Here is a 19639-nt window from a genome sequence, read left to right as displayed (position 1 = left end):
TCGGTCGCATGTGGCCCGCCATGCGAGGCGGCACCGGCACAGGTGAGAGCGCAGGCCGTAGGCCGATGCTGCCCATTTACCGCCCCTTAGCCATTGTGACGTAGTTTTGATCACGCTCTGGTGCGTTGCCGCCGGGCGGGTTGGTTTGTGGCCAATATTAAAGAATGGCGTGTCGGGGGTGGGAATGTCTGCGCAGCTTGCGCCGCAGTCGCGGCGTGCCAATTTTCTGACCCTGCGATTTCGCGGCAAGATCGTCCTCGGCTTTGCCGTGGTGCTGGCCATCTCCGCCGTCAGCATCGGCTTCTCCTATCTGGGGTTCGAGCGGGTCGCCGCGGCGGTGGCGGCCTATCGCGGCAGCGTTGCGGAAGCCGACACTGCCCGCACCGTCGATCGCGAGCTGGTCTCGTACCAGGCGCTCGCCCGTTATTATGCCCTGACCGGCAAAGCCGAGGACGAGGCGGCGGCCACCGCTGCCCAGCAGGCGCTCCAGGCCGCGATCGACAAATCGATGGCCGCGACCGGCGCCGAGCGGCGTGCGCAGGTCGGCAAGCTGCAGGCGCAGTTTCAGGCCTTCGCCAAGACGTTCTCGAGCATCGTTGCCCTGACCCGCGAGAACGCCAAGCTGGCGACCGACCAGATCGGCATCATCGGCAACAAGATCCGCTTCAAGTTCGATGATCTGGCGGACACCGCCGCGCTCGCCGGCCTGCCGTCGGTGCAGACGACGGCCAAGGACCTCACCGGCCAGTACCTGACCGTGTCCGCGCTGGTCGGGACCTATATCGCCAAGCCGGATGCCAAGACCGCCGACGGCGCCATCGCGCGGACGCGCTTCCTGGAAACCTCGCTGGTGACGATCTATGCCAATGACGAGAAGATCACCCAGCGCGTCGCCGAGCTCGGCGACCTGATCAAGCAGTATCGCGCCGCCTTCATCAAGCTATCGGAGAACATGAAGGCGCTCGGCAAGCTCGAACAGGAAATGGGCCTCGTCGGGACCGAGATCATCGCGCTGTCGAACGGGCTGAAATCCGAAGTCGCCTCCGACCAGCAGCGCATCGAGGCCGCCGCCAACACCACCATCGCGGACATCGAGCGGCTGATCGCGATGCTGGCGATCGGCGGGCTGACGCTCGGCGCCGTGCTGGCGCTGATGCTCGGCAACGGCATTTCCAAGCCGATGATCACGATGTGCAAGGCGATGCGCGAGCTCGCCTCGGGCAATTTCGACGTCCGGCTGCCCGGCCTCGGGCGCAGCGACGAGATCGGCGAGATGGCGGCGGCGGTCGAGGAGTTCAAAGTGCAGGCGGTGGCCAAGGCCGAGCGCGACGCCGCGACGCAGGACGCCCAGAACAAGGCGGCGGGCGCCGCGCGGCGGGCCGAGCTCATCCGCTTCGCCGACGAGTTCGAGACCGCGGTCGGCTCGATCGTGTCCAACGTCTCGACCTCGGCCGAGCACCTCGAGCAGGCGGCCTCGACCCTGACGCGCACCGCCGAGACCACGCAGTCGCTGGCGAGCCGCGTCAGCGGCACCTCCGACCAGGCCACCGGCCGCATCCACTCGGTGGCGAGCGCGACCGACGAGCTGTCGGCCTCGGTCGACGAGATCGGCCGCCAGGTCCGCGAGTCCAGCCGCATCGCGGAATCCGCCGTGGCCCAGGCCGAGGAGACCGACGGGCGCATCGGCAAGCTGTCGCGCGCGGCGCAGGAGATCGGCGACGTCGTCAAGCTGATCACCGCGATCGCCGAGCAGACCAACCTGCTGGCGCTGAACGCCACCATCGAGGCGGCGCGCGCCGGCGATGCCGGCCGCGGCTTCGCCGTGGTGGCTTCCGAGGTCAAGTCGCTGGCGGAGCAGACCGCCAAGGCGACCGACGACATCTCCAACCACATCTCCGGCATGCAGGCGGCGACCCAGGAGTCGGTGACGGCGATCAAGCAGATCGGCGGCACCATCCGCCAGATCTCGACCATCGCCTCGTCGATCGCGACCGCGGTCGAGCAGCAGGGCGGCGCGACCCAGGAGATCGCGAGGAACGTGCAGAGCGTCGCTGCGGGCACGCAGGCCGCCGCCACCGACATCACCCAGGTCAATCGCGGCGCGACCCAGACCGGCGAAGCCTCGGAGGAGGTGCTGCGCTCGGCCCAGTCGCTGTCCTCGGAGAGCGCCCGCCTGCGCGCGGAGCTCAACCGCTTCATGACCAACATCCGCGCGGCGTAAATCGTCAGGACTTTTGCCGGTCGCACTCGATCGGCCGATGGTATGCCGAGGCCGCCGCCGCACATTCCGCTGTCGTCCCCGCGAACGCGGGGACCCATACGCCGCGGCAGTCGTGTCGCAGGTGGTATTGATCGCCTGCCCAATCGTGCATCCCGCGGTATGGGTCCCAGGTCTGCGCCCGCTGACGCTTCGCGTCAGCGGACTTGCCCGGGACGACAGCCAAGTGTGAGGCGGCATTTGGGGCTCGCCACGCGACCGTCTGACCCGGCCTGATTGGTGCCGAGAGTAGGTTCCCCACCCCGCTTGGGGGAACCCAGCGCTGGCCGAGACGTTGGGTCGCAGCGGCAGGGTTTCGCTGCCGCATTTGCTTCATCCTCTCGGTCGAGCATGCGGTGCGACCCGCGCCGTCGCATTGGGATTCCATGGCACCCCGACAGGCATCTTTTCCGCACCTCCGCGTCATCACGTCAGCGCCGCCATCCAGCGCGCCGCCGGACGACACGGCAGGCCAGGATCGCGTCATCGAAACCAACATCCCCGCCCGGCTCGACGACCTCCGCTGGAGCGCCTTCCACACCCGCGTCGTGCTCGCGCTCGGCATCACCTGGGTGCTCGACGGGCTCGAGGTGACGCTCGCCGGCGCCTTGTCGGGTGCGCTGAAGCAGAGCCCGGCGCTGCACTTCTCCAATCTCGACATCGGGCTTGCCAACAGCGCCTATCTCGCCGGCGCCGTGCTCGGCGCGCTCGGCTTCGGCTGGCTGACCGACCGCATCGGCCGCCGCAAGCTGTTCTTCATCACGCTCGCGCTCTATCTGTCCGCGACCGCCGCCACCGCCTTGTCGTGGAATGTCGCGACCTACGCGCTGTTTCGCTTCCTGACCGGCGCCGGCATCGGCGGCGAGTATACCGCGATCAACTCGACGATCCAGGAGCTGGTGCCGGCGCGCTATCGCGGCTGGACCGATCTCATGATCAACGGCAGCTTCTGGCTGGGCGCCGCGCTCGGCGCCGTCGGCGCCATCGTGCTGCTCGATCCTGATGTCACCGGCCCGGATGTCGGCTGGCGGCTGGCCTACGGCATCGGCGCCTGTCTCGGCCTGGTCGTGCTGATCATGCGGATGTGGATTCCGGAAAGTCCGCGCTGGCTGATGATCCATGGCCATCCGGACCAGGCGCACGACATCGTCGCCGCCATCGAGCGCGACGTCACCGGCCATGACCGCGAGGAGCGCGCCAAATCCCTGCCCAAGATTCGCCTTCGCATGCGCGATCACACGCCGCTCGCCGAGGTCGCGCATACGCTGTTCTCGGTCTATCGCCAGCGCTCGCTGGTCGGCTTGACGCTGATGATCGCGCAGGCGTTCTTCTACAACGCGATCTTCTTCACCTTCGCGCTGGTGCTGACCGATTTCTACGGCATCAAGTCCGATCACGTCGGCTGGTACATCCTGCCCTTCGCGGCCGGCAACGTGCTCGGGCCGCTGCTGCTCGGCCGCCTGTTCGACACGCTCGGCCGCCGCGCCATGATCACCTTCACCTACGGCGTCTCCGGCGTGCTGCTTGCGCTCACCGGCTATCTGTTCTCGATCGGCGTGCTGAGCGCCGCGACCCAGACCGCGGCCTGGATGGTGATCTTCTTCTTCGCGTCACCGGCGGCGAGCGCCGCCTATCTCACCGTTTCGGAGAATTTTCCGCTGGAAGTGCGCGCGCTCGCGATCGCGCTGTTCTACGCCATCGGTACCGGGATCGGCGGCGTCGCGGGACCCGCGCTGTTCGGCGCGCTGCTCGACAGCGGCGCGCGCGGCGCGGTGTTCGGCGGCTATCTGTTCGGTGCCGCGCTGATGCTGGTGGCGGCGCTCGTCGCCTGGCGCTATGCCATCGCGGCCGAGCGCAAATCGCTCGAGCAGGTGGCGCGCCCGCTCGCCGTCATGGAGTAGATGATGATGTCCGACAACTCCGATCTGATCAGGTCTCCGGCGTCCGAACCCGCCGAGATCGTTCCGGCGCCGGTGAGTCTCGTGCCGCATCTGCGCGAGGTGGCGATCCTGCTCGACATCGACGGCACCCTGCTCGATCTCGCGCCGACGCCGCGCGAGGTGTGGGTGCCGCCAGGTCTCGCCGAGGCACTGAACGCGTTGCTGCAACGAACCTCCGGCGCGCTGGCGCTGGTCTCGGGCCGCTCGCTCAACGACATCGATCTCATCTTCGCGCCGGAGGTCTACCCCGCCGTCGGCGGCCATGGCGCGGAGATGCGGCTCGGCGGCGGCGGCGAGGCGGATGCGATCAAGGCGCCGCCGCTGGACAAGGAGCTGAAGCGCAGGCTCGCCGCGATCGCCAAGCTCAGCCCCGGCATTCTGCTCGAGGACAAGGGGTACTCGCTGGCGCTGCATTATCGCCTCGCGCCGCAGGCGGAGAAAGCGATCTACGAGGAGGTGTCGCGCATCCGCGCCGAGTTGCCGGGGGCGCCGATCGAGGTGCTGCCCGGCAAGTGTGTGTGCGAGATCAAGCACGCCGGCTTCACCAAGGCGAGCGGCGTGCGCGAGCTGATGCGGCACGCGCCGTTCAAGGGACGCAAGCCGTTCTTCATCGGCGACGACGTCACCGACGAGACGGTGTTCGCGATCATGCCGGATTTCGCTGGCCTGTCGTTCTCGGTCGGCCGCCGCGCGCTCGGTGTCGACGGACATTTCGACGCACCGGACGACGTGCGCGCGTTCCTGGCGCGCCTCGCCGACGGCGGAACTAATTCGTCGACCTAGCAGTCCGCGCAGGGGTTCCGCATCGCCGCGTTATTAGTTCCATTCGCCATGCATTCGCATGTTGCATGCGTCGTTCTTGATTAGAAACGTTCTGACTTGATTGACGCTGTGATTACACCGCGCGAATGCCCGAATTTGGTTTCATTTGGTTGAAAGGGTGGCCTGGAACCATATTGATGAACAGCTGTTAACCGACATGACCAACAGGAGGGAGCTGTGAACCTCGTCGTGGTTTCGAATCGGGTGGCCCGTGGCAAAGCCAACGAGCCAATGACCGGCGGACTTGCGGCAGCATTGCTGCCCGTTGTGGAGAAATCGGGGGCAGTATGGGTGGGGTCTTCGGGACGTGTGCGTGACGGCGCGCAGACGGAACCGATTGCGGAGATCGAGCAGATCGGTGAAGGCGCGCTGGCGCTGCTCGATCTGCCAGCCGCGCATTACGCCGGCTACTACGAAGGCTTCGCCAATTCGGCGCTGTGGCCGGCGCTGCATTCGCGCAGCGATCTGATCAGCGTCTCGCATGATGATTATCGGTCCTATCGCGAGGTCAACGCCTTCGTGGCGCGCGCGCTGCTCCGATTCCAGAAGCCGGACACCTTGTTCTGGATCCAGGACTATCACTTCCTGTCGCTCGGCGCGGAGTTGCGCACGCTCGGTGTGAAGAGCCCGATCGGCTTCTTCCTGCACACGCCGTGGCCCGCGCGCTGCGTCATCGACAGCGTGCCGAATCACCGCGATCTCGTCACCGCGATGCTCGCCTATGATCTGATCGGCTTCCAGACCGAGGATGATCGGGAGAATTTCACCGCCTGCATCCGCACCGATCTCGGCCTTCAGGTGCGCGACGGCGTGGTCAGGTCGCTGCACGGCCGCACGCGTCTGGCCGTGTTCCCGATCGGCATCGACGCCGACAAGTTCGCGCAGCAGGCGGCGAAGGCGGTGGCGCATCCGGACGTGTCGCGGCTGCGCCGCAGCCTGAATGGCGAGAAGCTCGCCATCGGCGTCGACCGGCTCGACTACTCCAAGGGCCTCGTCAACCGCGTCAATGCCTTCGATCGCATGTGGACGATGCACCCGAGCCTGCTGCGTGCCGCGTCGCTGCTGCAGATCGCGACGCCTTCGCGCGAATCGATCGAGGCCTATGGCAATCTGCAGAGCGAAGTCGCGCGCCTCGTCAGCGAGGTCAACGGCCGCCACGGTGAGGTCGACTGGACGCCGATCCGCTACCTCAACAAGGGCTATGGCCAGGGTGTGCTGGCCGGACTCTATCGCAGCGCCCAGGTCGGCGTCGTCACGCCGCTGCACGACGGCATGAACCTGGTGGCGAAGGAGTATGTCGCCGCGCAGAGCCCGGTCGATCCGGGCGTGCTGGTGCTGTCGAAATTCGCCGGCGCCGCCAACGAGCTCGACGCGGCACTCCTGGTCAATCCGCATGACATCGATGGCATGGCCCGGACGATCGCGACGGCGTTGTCGATGCCGCTCAACGAGCGCCGCATGCGCTACGAGATCATGATGACGAAGCTGCGCCGCCATTCGATCCAGCAATGGTTTGCCGACTTCGTCGAAACCCTGCAGGACGGCGACGCCGCCGAGGTCGAGATCGAACCCCTGCCTGCTGCGCCGGCGGGGTTCCTGGCCGGCCGCATGCTGTCGCCCGGCGCGCGCTATCACTGACCGAGCGTTGCCTCTCGCCGCCCCAGGGCGGCGAGACTCAATGACAGTAGGACACGCCGTCGAGCACCGCGCAGCGCAGCTTGTTCGGCGAGCTCGGATTGTCCATCGGCACCATGCCCTTGCCCTGTCCGACGAACACGCCCGGCCCGACGACCACCGAGGCCTTGTTGCCGATGATGACGGACGGGTGTGGATTCAGGCTGGACCTGGTCCCGTCCGGCCACAGGATCGCGTCGCCCTGCCAGATCCCCTTGCGGCCGTCGTCGCAGGTCACGTCGACCCCCTGTTTGGTGCATTGATCGGCACGCGCCGCCCCGGCGGCGGCGAGGCTGAACGCCGCGGCCAGCAGGATGGCGAGACAGGCAGGGGAGGATGGCGGCATGGCGAGGTCCCTCATGGGCAGCCGGATCGAGGCCGCAAATCAGTGGTCGTGCCGTCCGCCCGGCCGGTTCACGGTGGGGCCGGCCGGGCGGGGGCGATGCCAGATCGAGCCCGCAACCAGGGCGGATTGATGATTTTTATCAGCGATTTGGGGGAAATTTGCCGCCGAGGCCCCCGCCCGGCTTGCAAAACGCCGCCGACCCCGCCAAGAGAGGGCCGCCGGAGAGATGGCCGAGTGGCTTAAGGCGCACGCTTGGAAAGCGTGTGTGCGGGAAACCGTACCGTGGGTTCGAATCCCACTCTCTCCGCCAGTAGATTGTTCTCCTCTATATCCGATTGTACGAATCGACAGCAAAAACAACGCTTTGCGTGATGAGGGCTGTGGCGGTCAGTGCCGCGATGTTACCCCTTGTCACCATGCAAACCGTAGCTTTGGCCGTAGGTTCGGAGGACGGATTTTCGCGAGGGAGAACGCATGGTCGGCAAGCTCAAGCCTCTCGACATCGAACGCGAAACTCGGCCTGGCAAGTACACTGACGGCGGCGGTCTCTACCTGATCGTCGGGAGCCCCACGTCGAAGAGCTGGAGCTACCGGTACTGGAAGGACGGCAAGCAGCGCTGGCTCGGCCTGGGCTCGCTCAAAGATGTCCCGCTCAAAGAGGCCCGGCTCGCTCGTGATGCGGCGCGCCTTCGCGTAAGGGGCGATCGCAGCATGCCGGGTGTCGACATCGTTCAGGAGAAGCGAGCGGCCCGCGAGGAAGCGAAATCCGTAGACGTCAAGGTCACCCGTCCCATCTTCTAGGAGTGTGCCGAAGCCTACATTCGCGAGAATTGGTCGGCCTGGAGCAAAAAGCACCGCAATCAATGGCCGTCGTCGCTCGAACGCTACGCTTATCCAACCATCGGAAAACTCACGATCCCGGAGATCAAGCCGAGCCACGTCTACGAATTGCTGCGGCCGATCTGGGTTGAGAAGCGAGAAACCGCCAATCGCGTCCGCGGGCGGATCGAAACCATCATCGCAAGAAACGTCGACGTTGACGACACGGATTTCCGGAATCCTGCAGGGCTCACCAAACAACTGCGCGAGAAACTACCGCGGCGGCCGAAGCGCGTTGTCCGTCATCACCCTGCATTGCCTTACGCCGAAGCTTCGCAGTTCGTGGCAGACTTGTCCGCGGCAGCCGGTATCGCGGCTTCAATGCTGAGCTTTCTGATATTCACCGCGTGCCGTACTAATGAGGTGGTAGACGCACGTTGGTGCGAGGTCGATGGGCCGTCATCGACCTGGAGAATCCCGGGCCAACGTATGAAGATGAACCAGGACCATGTCGTGCCGCTCTCGAAGCCAGCGCTCGCGATTCTCGATCGCATGCGTGATGGGGGCCGCAGTGAACTGATCTTTCCAAATCCGGGCGGCGGATCGTTTTCGGAGAACGCAATGCTCGCCGTACTCGATCGCCTCGGCTACAGTCACGTCACGGTACACGGCTTCCGCTCGACTTTCGCGACCTGGGCCGAAGAATGCACGGACTATCCAGACGGCGTGCGCGAGGCAGCACTTGCGCACAAGTACAAGTCCGAGACCGCGGCAGCCTACCAGCGCGGACAGAAGCTAGAGAAGCGTCGTGCCCTCATGAAAGATTGGGCGCAGTTTTTGACGCCGGCGAGCGTAATCGGCTTTCGTGAAGCTGGCTGATCGTTGAGTTACTTTTGAAGCCTGCGCAAAGCTTGCGTTTGGGACATTGAACCAGCGGGCCTACGCATTGGCGTCTGATTGTTCGCTGTAGCCGCCGAAAATGCACGCCATAGCTCGAACACTTTGCGGAAACTCCTTTCTTCGGCATGCTCAGGAATGTCCGGAAACGACAGGATGTTTCGCTCATGTCTACTGACTCGGTAGCGTTGGAAGGGCCGCTTGTTGCATCGCCAAACCAGACGATGAGAGCCATCCAGGTCTCGCGCAAGAAGCTGTATGAGCTCATCAACAACGGTGAGCTTGAGAGCTACACGGAAGGCAAGTCTCGCCGGATCACGATCAGATCAATCAACGAATATATTGACCGCCGGCTGGCCGCGGAAGCAGTTCGTCGCGGCCGCGCCGCCCCCAATAGCATCTAAGCATTTAGGTCTCTGAGTGCGGTGGGCGGCCATCTCTTGGCCGACTTGCTCCGGACTTTTCGGATGAAGCAAGATGCACGCATCGCAACGCCGGTCAGAGACGCGCAAAAGGCCCTCTCGCTCGCCGCTCGCATCGTTGCGAATGCGCCAGCCTCACCGTCTGCGCGACTTCAGGCGCTACAGGACATGGCCGATCATCTGCGTGAGTATGTGCAGAACGGCTGCCTCAGCCCCGCTACTGTTGTCGACAAGATCTTCGAAGTTGCGGAGTCAAATGGTCTTACTGGCGAAGCTGGCGGCGACAAGGAAGCCGCTGTCATGCAAATCGCGATGTCGGCGAATATGCCGCTCGAATTGCAACCGGAAGTGCGATCCGACCGCCGCTCCAGCGCTCAGCCTTCGCAGATCCCTCCGTTTCTTGAAACTAAGACCCCGGTCGACTGGAAGGATACGGAGCCGCTTGAGCAGCGCTGGCTGGCGGCCGCGCGGATCCCGCTCGGCGACCTCACGCTCTATTCGGGCAATGGTGGCGCTGGCAAGACCGAAACCGCGGTGCAGCTGCTGGTTTCGGTCGCCGCAGGACTCGGCGACTGGCTGGGTTGCGTGGTCGAGACTGGACCGGCACTGTTCCTCAGCTGTGAAGAGCCTGAGACCAATGTTCGCGACCGGATCGAGCGCATCTGCGACCACCGTCATATCGATCCGCATGCAATCGAGCATCTGCACCTGCATTTTCCTGACCTCGATGCGACCTGGCTTGCGACCACGGACCGGCTCGGCAAGGTCACGAAAACTGCACTTCTTTTGCAGATCGAAAGCTGGCTTTCTGGGCATCGGCCAATGCTCGTCGTCATCGATTCGATCGCCGCAGTGTTCGACGGCGAAGCCATCGCCCGACGACAAGTCCGCAGTTTTCTTGCGATACTTCGGAAGATCGCTCGCGACAATGCGACGGCGATTGTGCTACTCGACCACCCCTCGGTACGCGGTATGGCCGACGGTTCAGGAACGGCAAATTCTGTCGATTGGCGCAACTCGGTCCGCTCCATGTTGCACCTTTCGGACGCCGACAAAAACGATCCGGATATCCGAGAACTCGAGGTTAAGAAATCGAATTACGGCCGCGCTGGAGAGAAAGTCAGATTGCGATGGAACGGCCTGACTTTCGTTCCGGCGACGTCGGCCGAGAGTTCACCCTATCGCGCTGCTGCCGAACGCGAGGTCGATGAACTGTTCCTCAAATTGCTCGACAAGCGCATCGCCCAGGGCCGGCCCGTCCGGCCAAGCAGCGGCCGCGGCAGCGCGCCGTTCGAGCTGGCGGGCGATCCCGAGGCGAACGGAATATCGGCCGGCGCCCTTCGCGCTGCGATGGAGCGTTTGTTCACGTCGGGCAGGATCGTGAGCGTGGAAACGGGTCCGGCATCGAAGCGCCGCAAGCACATTGAAAGAGCGCCCCGATGACCTTCCATCGCCCCTTCGATCGGTCTTCCATTGCTTCCAACGCTCATCCGAACGCCCCTGCCAACGGTTATTCCATCGCCTGCCATCGGCCCTTCCATCACAGGTGTTCTATCCCCCCACACCCCTGCAGCGATGGAACGCGTTGCTCTGGTCAGGCTGCGCTCGCGTACACAGAGCTTCGATGCGAGTTGGAAATGAGCGACGAGATTCGCGGGCTCGTAGGCGAGGGGGCGAGAGTGACGGCGACGCCCGATGTAAGCGTCCGGCCGCTGCACATGCATCAGGTCTTGACATGAATAGCCAGCTGCTGGCTCCACGGCAGCAATTCGTCCAGGCGGTTGACGGGGTGTCCGTCGATCATCCGCTGCAGAATGTCTCGCAGATAGGCGTAGGGCTCGACGTCGTTCAGCTTGCATGTCGTGATGAGCGAGCTCACGACCGCCCAGCGATGTCCGCCACCATCGCCGCCGGCGAACAGGTGGTTCTTGCGGCCGAGCGTGACGGGACGGATGGCGCGCTCGACCGGATTGGTGTCGAGCTCGACGCGGCCGTCGTTCAGGAAGCGCGTCAGGCCATGCCAGCGCGAGAGCGCATAGCGGATCGCCTCGGCAAGCGTGCTGCGGCCGGAGACCAGGCGGAGCTGGGTATCGAGCCAGACGTTCAGAGCATCGACGATTGACTTGGCGAACGTCCTGCGTTCGGCCAGGCGATAAGCAGGCGATTGGCCGCGGATACGCGCCTCGATCGCATAGAGTTCGCCGATCCGGCGCAGGGCTTCTGTGGCCACGGGAGACGCCGTGGCTTCGGCCACATCGTAGAACTTGCATCGCGAATGGCTCCAACACGCTGCGAGCGTGGTGCCCTCCTTGTCGGCCAATTGCTCGAAGCCGGCATATCCGTCGACATGCAGGATGCCCTTGAAGGCGGCAAGATGTGCGACTGGTCGCTCGGCCTTGCGGTCGGGTGCGAACAGGTAGATGGCGGCAGGAGGTTCGGGTCCGCCCCACGGCCGTTGCTCGCGGGCGTACACCCAAAGCCGTCCCGTCTTGGTTCGTCCGCGGCCAGGATCAAGCACCGGGATCGGCGTGTCATCGGCAAAGAGACGGTTGGAGGCGAACACGTTCTTGCACAGCCGTTCGTGCAAGGCCTCGAGCCATCAGCATGCGCCGCCAACCCAGCCGGCGAGCGTCGAGCGGCAGAGATCGGCGCCATGACGGTCGAAGATCTGCGATTGCCGATAGAGCGGAAGATGATCGCAGTGTTTGCTGATCAACACGTGCGCGAGCAGCGTCGGCGTCGCCAGACCGCCAGCGATCACCGCCCGGGCGCACCGGCTTGCACGACCTTGTTGCAGGCTCGGCAGGCGTATTTGGGTCTGGTTGTGCGCACGACGAGAAGCTGAGCTGGTACCCAATCCAGCATCTCGCTGACGCTCTCGCCGATCAGATGGAGAGCGCCGGCACAGCAGCCACAGATCCGGTCTTGCAAGTCGAGCAGAACGTCCTCGCGTGGCAGATGATCGGGCAGCGGACGGCGTCGCGGCGGAGACTTGGCTTCCGGTGTACCTTCGGTTGCGCTTCCTCAACGCGGCCGATGTCGCTGTCGAGATCCTCCAGACCGAGCGCAAGCTGATCGGGATCGATGCGCTCGGAGCTGCGGCCCAACTGCATCCGCTGCAGCTGTCTGATGATGGACTTGAGACGCTCGATCTCGGTGTCGCGATGGTCGATTGCAGCAGCAATGTCGCGTACAAGGCGCTGCAGAAGCGCAGGATCGGGAGGGAGATTGGTGAGATCGAGCTGCATGTCCGATGGTACTCGAACCGGCTTCCTCGTAGAAGAATCGCAACTCAGTTCAGCACCGGTTTCTGCAGATCATCCTGCAATCGCCGGCTTCCATACGGGTTCCGGCGCGCGCCAGTCGATGCCTTCAATCAGCATCGCGAGCTGCGCCGGTGTCAGTGTGATCGATCCATCATAGCCCGCCGTCACTGGCCACACGAAGCAGCCCTGGTCGACGCGTTTCGTGAACAGACAAAGCCCGTTTCCGTCCCAGAACAGGACCTTCAGGATCGATGCCTTCTTGCCGCGGAAGGCAAACAGGTGACCGGAGAACGGATCCCTCTTCAGCGTGTCTTGCACCAGCATTGCAAGGCCGTCCATGCCCTTGCGCATGTCGTTGTAGCCAAGCGCCAGGTGCACCTTCACGCCTGCAGGGACGAACATCATCGCGCTTCATCTCCGCTTTCGATCTGCGGCCGCACCGCATCCGGATCGTTACCGGCGGGAGCGAAGACACGCCGTCCGTCAGCGAGGTCGACAGCCATCATGCCCTCTGGTGGACGCACGAGATCGCGCAAGGCGCGCGCGGCGGGCATGTCGTCGGGCAGCACAACACGGGCGAGCTTGGAGCGCTTCTTTTGCGCGATGCCGAACTGCGCGCGCCAGCGGAACAGCAACCCGGTGACGATCCCATGCTTGCGGGCGACAGCAGAGACTTTGGCGCCTGGTAGCTTGGTTTCCCTGGCGATCGCGAGCTTCTCCTCGTCGCTGAAGAAGCGGCGGGCCGGCATTTTGGGCGCCGCCGGATCGCCGACTTCGGCAGCTGTCAAGCGGCGTTCGGGCTGTGAGTTCCTAGCACTAGTGCTAACGGCCGGACGGGCGGAGGGATGAAGATGGGCGCGCCAGTCGATTGTGACCTCGCCGGCCGCCAATCGGTCGCGCCATTTGCGCAGCGAATGCGGCGACAGCTGCATCGCCGCGGCATAGGGAGCTCTATCCCGCTCCAGTTCAGCGCCTCGACATGCATCGACCAGAACGCCTGAGAAGCTCGATTGCGCACGTCCGCGGTGACTATGAACCTGCGCTGCTTCTGCTTTCGGAGCATCTTTTCTCGCTCGTCCCGGGCGCGCTCGCGGCGCAATTCCGTCTGATATTTCTTGAGCTTAAGCGCGGTCTCCTCGCCGGCAAGCCGCTTCAGCCAACGCCGCAACGTGTTCTCGGTCAGACGTTGTTGTTGGCAGTATTTGCGGATTCCGAGGCCGCTTCGACGCCATGCCTCGATGTGCAGCGACCACCATTCGCGTCGGGCTTTGTTCTCGAAATGTTTGGGTCCCACCGGAGAATCTCCACAGCAGCAGAGAGCCCGAAATGGAACGACAACACACGAGGGGGAAGGTGTGCAGGAACCGGACGGTTACATCCGGCCGATTAAAGCGGCAAGATAAAAGCGGCTCGCCGGTTGAACTCCAAGTCATTGACATGACTTGAGTTCAACCGTGCCGGTCGGCCGAGTCGCGTGCCGCGCTCAGTGCTTTCCTTACTGAAATCAATGTTGTTTTCGGCACCATTGCGAAATTCGCTGCTGTGAGGCGCCGCGCACGAGGCTCGTGCGAGCTGGAGTTTCGTATTTGCCCGGGCGCATTGGTCAGGGCGTAGCACGAGTGGCCTTGTCACCGCGTGTGCTGCGTGCCGCGAATGCGGCCGGCCCGGCGCTCCCTTGTCAGCCATCATGGGCTAGGCGCGGACACGTCCGATCTTCCCGAGGGGCCGGTCAGCAGTACGTGAGCTGCCGTTCGTCCAAGTGCGTGCCGTGACTGCGCAGGAGCATCGCAAGGCGCTACGTGCTTTCTTCGGCGCCCTTCTTCGTGCTCGCCGGCGTCACCTGCAATGGTGAGCCAATACGACCTTCGGAGTGGTGGTGACTACAGTGCGCTGCGTGGGAGGCTGGGGCAAAGTGAGCAGCATCATTTCCGGTCCAAGTCTCACCCGAGGTTTCGGCCGACACGATCGACTTCCCGGCATTTGTCCACAGTCTGATGCGCCAGAAGAGGGCGGCTCTCTCGACTTGCGTGCGACGTTATCGACGCGCTGGAATGCGGACGACCCGCAGATGCTTGTGGTGGCCCGCAGGTCGACGAAAGGGGAAGCGCCGCCTCCGCCTCCGCCTGTGCTCTCGCTCCGAGGAGTTCGTTGTGCAGGACGTCAAACCCGTATTCCGCGATGTCCACCTCACGAGCGTCCGCCGGCACCAGGGATGCCTTCCACAGCGAGGCGTGCTGCGCGGAATGCAGCTGACCCAAGAACCAGGCGCGATTGTAGACTTGGGTCATTCCCACGATGGTCGCCGAATCAGCCGACTGTGGCGTCGTTGCTGAGCTGACGGTCGGCACAATGAAGCTTTCTGTGAAAGAACTGCGACACTCCTTTCGGGATAGGCGCAAAACACGAGCACTACCCCTGGTAGTTAATTTGTTGCGCTTCAGATACAGTTCCGATTTCTGAATGCCAACGTGCGACAAAGCTTGTCGATTCTTGTCTGCTGCGCGCTATTGTCGCACCACTTGGGGTGGTGCTGGCAATGGACGCGGGGCAGAGGGATACGGGGCTTGACTGCCTGACATTGCTGCTGCGTTTTCATCAGATCGCTATCGATCCGGCGCAGATTGCACATCAGTTGGCGGGAGAGCCGGTCGGCGTGACCGAGATGCTTCGCTGCGCCAAGCAGCTGAAGCTGAAGGCGCGTGCGGTCAGGCGGACCTGGGACAGTCTCGTCAAGCTGCCGCTACCGGCCATCGCCGCGCGGTCGGATGGCTCATTCGTCATCCTCGGGCAGGTCACGGCCGAGGCGGCGCTGATCCAGGATCCTCTCGTGAACCGGCCGCAGAGCATCAAGCGCGCCGAGTTCGAGGCCAACTGGACGGGGACGGTGGTGCTGATGGCGCGCCGTGCCTCGCTGTCCGATCTGGCGCGGCGCTTCGACATCACCTGGTTTCTTCAGGCGATGCAGAAATATCGCCGGCTGCTCGGCGAGGTGCTGCTGGCGTCGTTCTTTCTGCAGCTGTTCGGCCTGGTCACCCCGCTGTTCTTCCAGGTCGTCACCGACAAGGTGTTGACGCATCGCGGCTACACCACGCTCGACGTGCTAGTGTTCGGCCTTGTGACCGTCACGATCTTCGAGACCGTGCTCGGCGGACTTCGCACTTACGTCTTCTCTCACACCACCAACCGCATCGACGTCGAACTCGGCGCGCGGCTGTTTCGGCATCTGGTGGCGCTGCCGATCGCCTATTTCGAGGCGCGACGCGCCGGCGATTCGGTGGCGCGGGTACGCGAGCTCGAGAACATCAGGAACTTCATCACCAGCTCGGCGCTGACCCTGGTGATCGATCTCGCCTTCACCTTCGTGTTCCTCGGCGTGATGTTCTACTACTCGCCGTTCCTCTCCTGGATCGTTGTCGGCTCGTTCCCGTTCTACATCGCGCTGTCGGCTGGCGTGACGCCGATCTTCAAGAAGCGGCTCGACCTCAAGTTCGATCGCGGCGCCGAGAACCAGGCCTTCCTGGTCGAGACCGTCACCGCGATCCAGACCCTGAAGGCGATGGCGATCGAGCCGCAGATGCAGCGGCGCTGGGAGGAGCAGCTCGCAGGTTACGTCGGCGCCAGCTTCGACGTGCTGTCGCTCGGCAATTGGGCGAGCCAGTCTGTGCAGTTCATCAGCAAGATCGTCACCGCGCTGACGCTGTATTTCGGCGCCCATCTGGTGATCGCAGGAGACTTGAGCGTCGGCGAGCTCATCGCCTTCAACATGCTGGCCGGACGGGTGGCGCAGCCGGTGCTGCGGCTGGCGCAGCTGTGGCAGGACTTTCACCAGGCGCGGCTGTCGGTCGCCCGCCTCGGCGACATCCTCAACACCACGCCGGAGCCCGCCTTCAATCCCAGCCGCGCCGCGCTGCCGCCGGTGCGCGGCGAGGTGGTGTTCGATCACGTCTCTTTCCGCTACCGCGTCGATGGCCCGCTGGCGCTGCACGATGTCAGCCTGAAGGTGCCGGTAGGCCAAGTGGTCGGCATCGTCGGCCCCTCCGGCTCCGGCAAGTCGACGCTGACCAAGCTGATCCAGCGGCTCTACGTGCCGGAGGCCGGCCGCATCCTGATCGACGGCGTCGATCTCACCGTCGCCGACGTCACCTGGCTGCGGCGGCAGATCGGCGCGGTGCTGCAGGAGAACGTGCTGTTCAACCGCTCGATCCGCGACAACATCGCGCTCGCCGATCCCGGCATGGCGGTGGAGCGGGTGATTCAGGCGGCCGAGCTCGCCGGCGCGCATGAGTTCATCCTCGGCCTGCCCGACGGCTACGACACCGTGGTCGGCGAGCGCGGCGCGAGCCTGTCCGGCGGCCAGCGCCAACGCATCGCGATCGCGCGTGCGCTGGTCACAAATCCGCGCATCCTCATCTTCGACGAGGCGACCTCGGCGCTCGATTATGAAAGTGAGAACATCATCCAGCGCAACATGCGCAAGATCTGCGCCGGCCGCACCGTCTTCATCATCGCACACCGGCTGTCGGCGGTGCGCAACGCCGACCGCATCATCACCATCGAGGGCGGCCGCCTGGTCGAGGACGGCACCCATGACGAGCTGATCAAGCGCGCCGGCCGCTACGCGACCCTGCACCAGATCCAGGCGGGGCTCCATGTCGTCGGCTGAGGCGCACAAGCAGGACAACGCGCCGATCTCGCTGGATGCGCACCGCAAGCGCCGCAATGATGCTCGCGAATTTCTCCCCGCCGCGTTGGAGATCGTCGAGACGCCGGCCTCGCCGGCGGGCCGCGCGATCGCCGGCAGCATCATGCTGTTCTTTGCCATCGCGATCGCCTGGTCGATCATGGGCCGTGTCGACATCATCGCCTCGGCGCAGGGCAAGATCGTGCCGACCGGCCGCACCAAGACGATCCAGCCGCTCGAAGCCGGCGTCGTCGCGGCGATCCATGTCCAGGACGGCGACAAGGTCCGTGCCGGCGATGTGCTGGTCGAGCTCGACCGCACCGTCACCGAGGCCGAACGTCGCCGCGTCGCACAGGGCCTGATGCAGGCGAGGCTCGATGTCACCCGACTCAGCGTGCTGCGCGATAGCTTTGCTGATCTCGCCGCGCTGCGGCCGCTCAACGTGCCCGAAGGCGCGGCGCCCACTGACGTCGCGCGCACCCGCGCCGCACTGCAGGCGCAGGCCGCCGAGCAACTGTCGAAGCTTGCCTCGAACCAGCAGCAGATCGCGCAGAAGCGCGCCGAGGCGCAGTCGGTCGAGGCCGCCATCGCCAAGATCGACGCCACCCTGCCTTTCCTGCAGGAGACCGCCGAGATCCGCCGCAACGCCAAGGAGATCCAGTACGGCAACCAGATCGCCTATATCGACGCGCAGTCGCGCCTGATCGACCAGCAAAACGAGCGCATCGTGCAGACGCGCCGTCTGGTCGAGATCGAGGCCGCGCGGCTGGCGCTGGAGCAACAGCTGGCGCAGACCCGCTCCGGGTTCGAGCGCCAAGTGCTGTCGGATCTTGCCGACGCCGAGAAGAAGGCCGAGGAGCTGACGCAGGACCTGGTTAAGGCAGAACGCAAGACGACCGAGCAGGTGCTGCGCGCCCCGATCGACGGCACGGTGCAGCAGCTCGCGCTGCACACCGTCGGCGGCGTCGTCACACCGGCGCAACAACTGATGCTCATCGTGCCCGCCGAAAGCCAGCTCGAGGCCGAAGCCATGATCTCCAACCGCGACATCGGCTTCGTCAATGTCGGCCAGGCGGCCGAAATCAAGATCGACACCTTCAACTTCACCCGCTACGGCCTTGTCCATGGCAAGGTGCTGAGCGTCTCGCAGGACTCCATCGTCCGCGAGAAACCGGCCGACAAGCAGAATGGCGGCAATACCGCCGGCGCGCTCACCGAGACCAGTGAGCCGGCTGGACAGGAGTTCATCTACTCGGCGCGGGTGTCGCTCGACGAGAAGCAGATGCAGGTCGAGGACAAGATGGTCGCGCTGGCGCCGGGCATGGCGGTGACGGTGGAGATCAAAACAGGGACGCGACGGATCATCGAATATGTGATGTCGCCACTGCTGCGCTACCGGCAAGAAAGCCTGCGGGAGCGATGACAATGCCACTCGCCCGCGCATGTAAATCGGATCGATTGTCGATCTTCCATCGGGATCTAACGCTTTTGCCAGCGCCCGAACGATTGTCACGACGTGCCGGACGTCGGTCGCCGGATCGCGATGTTGCCCCCACAGTCGCCTTGCAGGTATCCGAAGCGCTGCATCATAGGCGCATGCGCCCGAACTACCTCTTGAATCTGGGGAGGCGACAGGACCTTGGCCCATTGCCCGCTGGTGCCTTCGCGAAAAAAGCGCTCGGCCGCCGGAGGCTTCTCCCGGAAGCCCGACTCGTTCTCCTGGCGCTGCAGCTCGGCAAACGAGGATTTCTGGATCGCCGCATTCAGCTGCGCCTCCGTCGGCTTCAAACGCAGAAACCTCGCAAGCGCGCCGAAGGTCCGGACCGGCTGGGCCAACATGTCTTCGTAGCGCATGATGTGCACCGGCCGGCTGTAGATGCCGATCCAGCTCGCGACGTGCTGGCTCCACGATCCCATCGTCTCGTAGATGTGCTGAACCCGGTTCGGGCTCGTGAAATTCGGCGTGGCCATCTTGGCGATCGTCTCATCGATCGACTCGTTGGAGTGGTGAGCGAAGGAGATGGCGACGTCGAGAGGGTTGCGCACGACATAGACGGCTGCCAGCGTTGCATCGAGATTAATCGTGGGAACGCCGTAATCTTCGCCGACGCAGAGATGCGTCTTGGCAAGGAATGGGCCGGCGCAGTTCTGCGCCATCCAAGCCTGAGCTTTCGGGCGAGCTTCAGCAAGTTCGCGGTGACTCGCTTCTGTGAATGGTTTGTCGAGCACTGCTTCGAATTGCTTGGCGCCGAATTCCCACCAGGTCTGCTGGTGCAGCATATTGATATGATGGGGTGGTTGTTGCGGCGCAACTATTTCGCCGAGAAGATTATGCAGGAATGCTCTTATCCATGTGTTGCCAGACTTCGGGAACGAGGCGATCCATATGATATTTTGCGAGAACGCCACTCCGCTGTCCGAGCTGCAGTTATGTTCTGTCGTGGTTCGCCTCATGTATCGGAATTCCGCTCAAATGCCTCTGGGCACCTAATATCCGTTTCGCGCGCAATTTCAC

Annotated in this window: 15 protein-coding genes, 1 tRNA gene and 2 pseudogenes; 12 read left to right on the top strand and 6 right to left on the bottom strand. The window is 64.2% G+C overall.

Features of this window, described 5'->3' with window-relative positions:
• Positions 1-184: 184 nt before the first annotated feature.
• From ACQR10_RS00665 to ACQR10_RS00650, 4 genes are all read left to right on the top strand, one after another.
• Complete coding sequence (locus ACQR10_RS00665; RefSeq protein WP_316215262.1) at positions 185-2221, top strand: methyl-accepting chemotaxis protein; 2037 nt, start codon at positions 185-187, stop codon at positions 2219-2221.
• Positions 2222-2643: 422 nt separating this feature from the next.
• Positions 2644-4158: an MFS transporter gene (locus ACQR10_RS00660; RefSeq protein WP_316215261.1), complete on the top strand. Its 1515-nt coding sequence runs from the start codon at positions 2644-2646 to the stop codon at positions 4156-4158.
• Entirely contained in the window at positions 4159-4980 is an 822-nt protein-coding gene (gene otsB, locus ACQR10_RS00655; RefSeq protein WP_410051383.1) for a trehalose-phosphatase, read from the top strand. It abuts the gene before it with no gap.
• Positions 4981-5196: 216 nt separating this feature from the next.
• Positions 5197-6657, top strand: coding sequence for a trehalose-6-phosphate synthase (locus ACQR10_RS00650; RefSeq protein ID WP_316179270.1), 1461 nt, complete (start codon positions 5197-5199; stop codon positions 6655-6657).
• Between the two features lie 37 nt (positions 6658-6694).
• On the opposite strand, the gene ACQR10_RS00645 is transcribed toward ACQR10_RS00650, so the two are convergent.
• Positions 6695-7039: a hypothetical protein gene (locus ACQR10_RS00645; protein ID WP_316215259.1), complete on the bottom strand. Its 345-nt coding sequence runs from the start codon at positions 7037-7039 to the stop codon at positions 6695-6697.
• Between the two features lie 220 nt (positions 7040-7259).
• On the opposite strand from ACQR10_RS00645, the gene ACQR10_RS00640 reads away from it, so the two are divergent.
• The 6 genes and pseudogenes from ACQR10_RS00640 (at position 7260) to ACQR10_RS00615 (ending at position 10620) form a co-directional block, all read left to right on the top strand.
• Positions 7260-7349: transfer RNA gene (locus ACQR10_RS00640), tRNA-Ser, on the top strand.
• A gap of 164 nt (positions 7350-7513) precedes the next feature.
• Positions 7514-7840 (top strand): Arm DNA-binding domain-containing protein, encoded by a 327-nt coding sequence (locus tag ACQR10_RS00635; RefSeq protein WP_316215258.1) that lies wholly within the window; start codon positions 7514-7516, stop codon positions 7838-7840.
• Between the two features lie 12 nt (positions 7841-7852).
• A pseudogene (locus ACQR10_RS00630) lies at positions 7853-8053 on the top strand (phage integrase central domain-containing protein); the annotation flags it as partial.
• A gap of 186 nt (positions 8054-8239) precedes the next feature.
• On the top strand, positions 8240-8737 hold the full coding sequence (locus ACQR10_RS00625; protein WP_410051386.1) for a tyrosine-type recombinase/integrase: 498 nt from the start codon (positions 8240-8242) through the stop codon (positions 8735-8737).
• A gap of 185 nt (positions 8738-8922) precedes the next feature.
• Positions 8923-9159, top strand: coding sequence for a helix-turn-helix domain-containing protein (locus ACQR10_RS00620; protein ID WP_316215256.1), 237 nt, complete (start codon positions 8923-8925; stop codon positions 9157-9159).
• Between the two features lie 63 nt (positions 9160-9222).
• Positions 9223-10620, top strand: coding sequence for an AAA family ATPase (locus ACQR10_RS00615; protein WP_316215255.1), 1398 nt, complete (start codon positions 9223-9225; stop codon positions 10618-10620).
• A 280-nt stretch (positions 10621-10900) separates the two neighbouring features.
• Here the strand turns inward: ACQR10_RS00615 and tnpC are convergent.
• The 4 genes and pseudogenes from tnpC to tnpA (ACQR10_RS00595) all read right to left on the bottom strand — a co-directional run bounded on the left by tnpC (position 10901) and on the right by tnpA (ACQR10_RS00595) (position 13737).
• Positions 10901-12425: pseudogene (tnpC, locus tag ACQR10_RS00610) on the bottom strand (IS66 family transposase).
• Between the two features lie 69 nt (positions 12426-12494).
• Positions 12495-12848: an IS66 family insertion sequence element accessory protein TnpB gene (gene tnpB / locus ACQR10_RS00605; RefSeq protein ID WP_316215254.1), complete on the bottom strand. Its 354-nt coding sequence runs from the start codon at positions 12846-12848 to the stop codon at positions 12495-12497.
• Positions 12845-13231: an IS66-like element accessory protein TnpA gene (gene tnpA / locus ACQR10_RS00600; RefSeq protein WP_316215253.1), complete on the bottom strand. Its 387-nt coding sequence runs from the start codon at positions 13229-13231 to the stop codon at positions 12845-12847. The genes tnpB and tnpA (ACQR10_RS00600) overlap by 4 nt, the downstream gene beginning before the upstream one ends.
• Positions 13228-13737: an IS66 family insertion sequence element accessory protein TnpA gene (gene tnpA / locus ACQR10_RS00595; protein ID WP_316215252.1), complete on the bottom strand. Its 510-nt coding sequence runs from the start codon at positions 13735-13737 to the stop codon at positions 13228-13230. The genes tnpA (ACQR10_RS00600) and tnpA (ACQR10_RS00595) overlap by 4 nt, the downstream gene beginning before the upstream one ends.
• 1242 nt (positions 13738-14979) lie before the next feature.
• Here tnpA (ACQR10_RS00595) and ACQR10_RS00590 point away from each other — a divergent pair.
• Positions 14980-17106 (top strand): type I secretion system permease/ATPase, encoded by a 2127-nt coding sequence (locus tag ACQR10_RS00590; RefSeq protein ID WP_316215251.1) that lies wholly within the window; start codon positions 14980-14982, stop codon positions 17104-17106.
• The gene (locus tag ACQR10_RS00585; protein ID WP_316215250.1) at positions 17093-18547 is read left to right on the top strand and encodes an HlyD family type I secretion periplasmic adaptor subunit; all 1455 of its coding nucleotides are present in this window, start codon (positions 17093-17095) and stop codon (positions 18545-18547) included. The genes ACQR10_RS00590 and ACQR10_RS00585 overlap by 14 nt, the downstream gene beginning before the upstream one ends.
• An 86-nt stretch (positions 18548-18633) precedes the next feature.
• On the opposite strand, the gene ACQR10_RS00580 is transcribed toward ACQR10_RS00585, so the two are convergent.
• The gene (locus tag ACQR10_RS00580) at positions 18634-19533 is read right to left on the bottom strand and encodes a sulfotransferase domain-containing protein (RefSeq protein WP_316215249.1); all 900 of its coding nucleotides are present in this window, start codon (positions 19531-19533) and stop codon (positions 18634-18636) included.
• Positions 19534-19639: the final 106 nt, after the last annotated feature.

It is taken from the genome of Bradyrhizobium sp. HKCCYLRH2060, from assembly GCF_051168135.1.
Taxonomy (GTDB): domain Bacteria; phylum Pseudomonadota; class Alphaproteobacteria; order Rhizobiales; family Xanthobacteraceae; genus Bradyrhizobium.
Note: the sequence above shows the minus strand (reverse complement) of the source record. Positions and strands in the feature narration are given on the sequence as shown.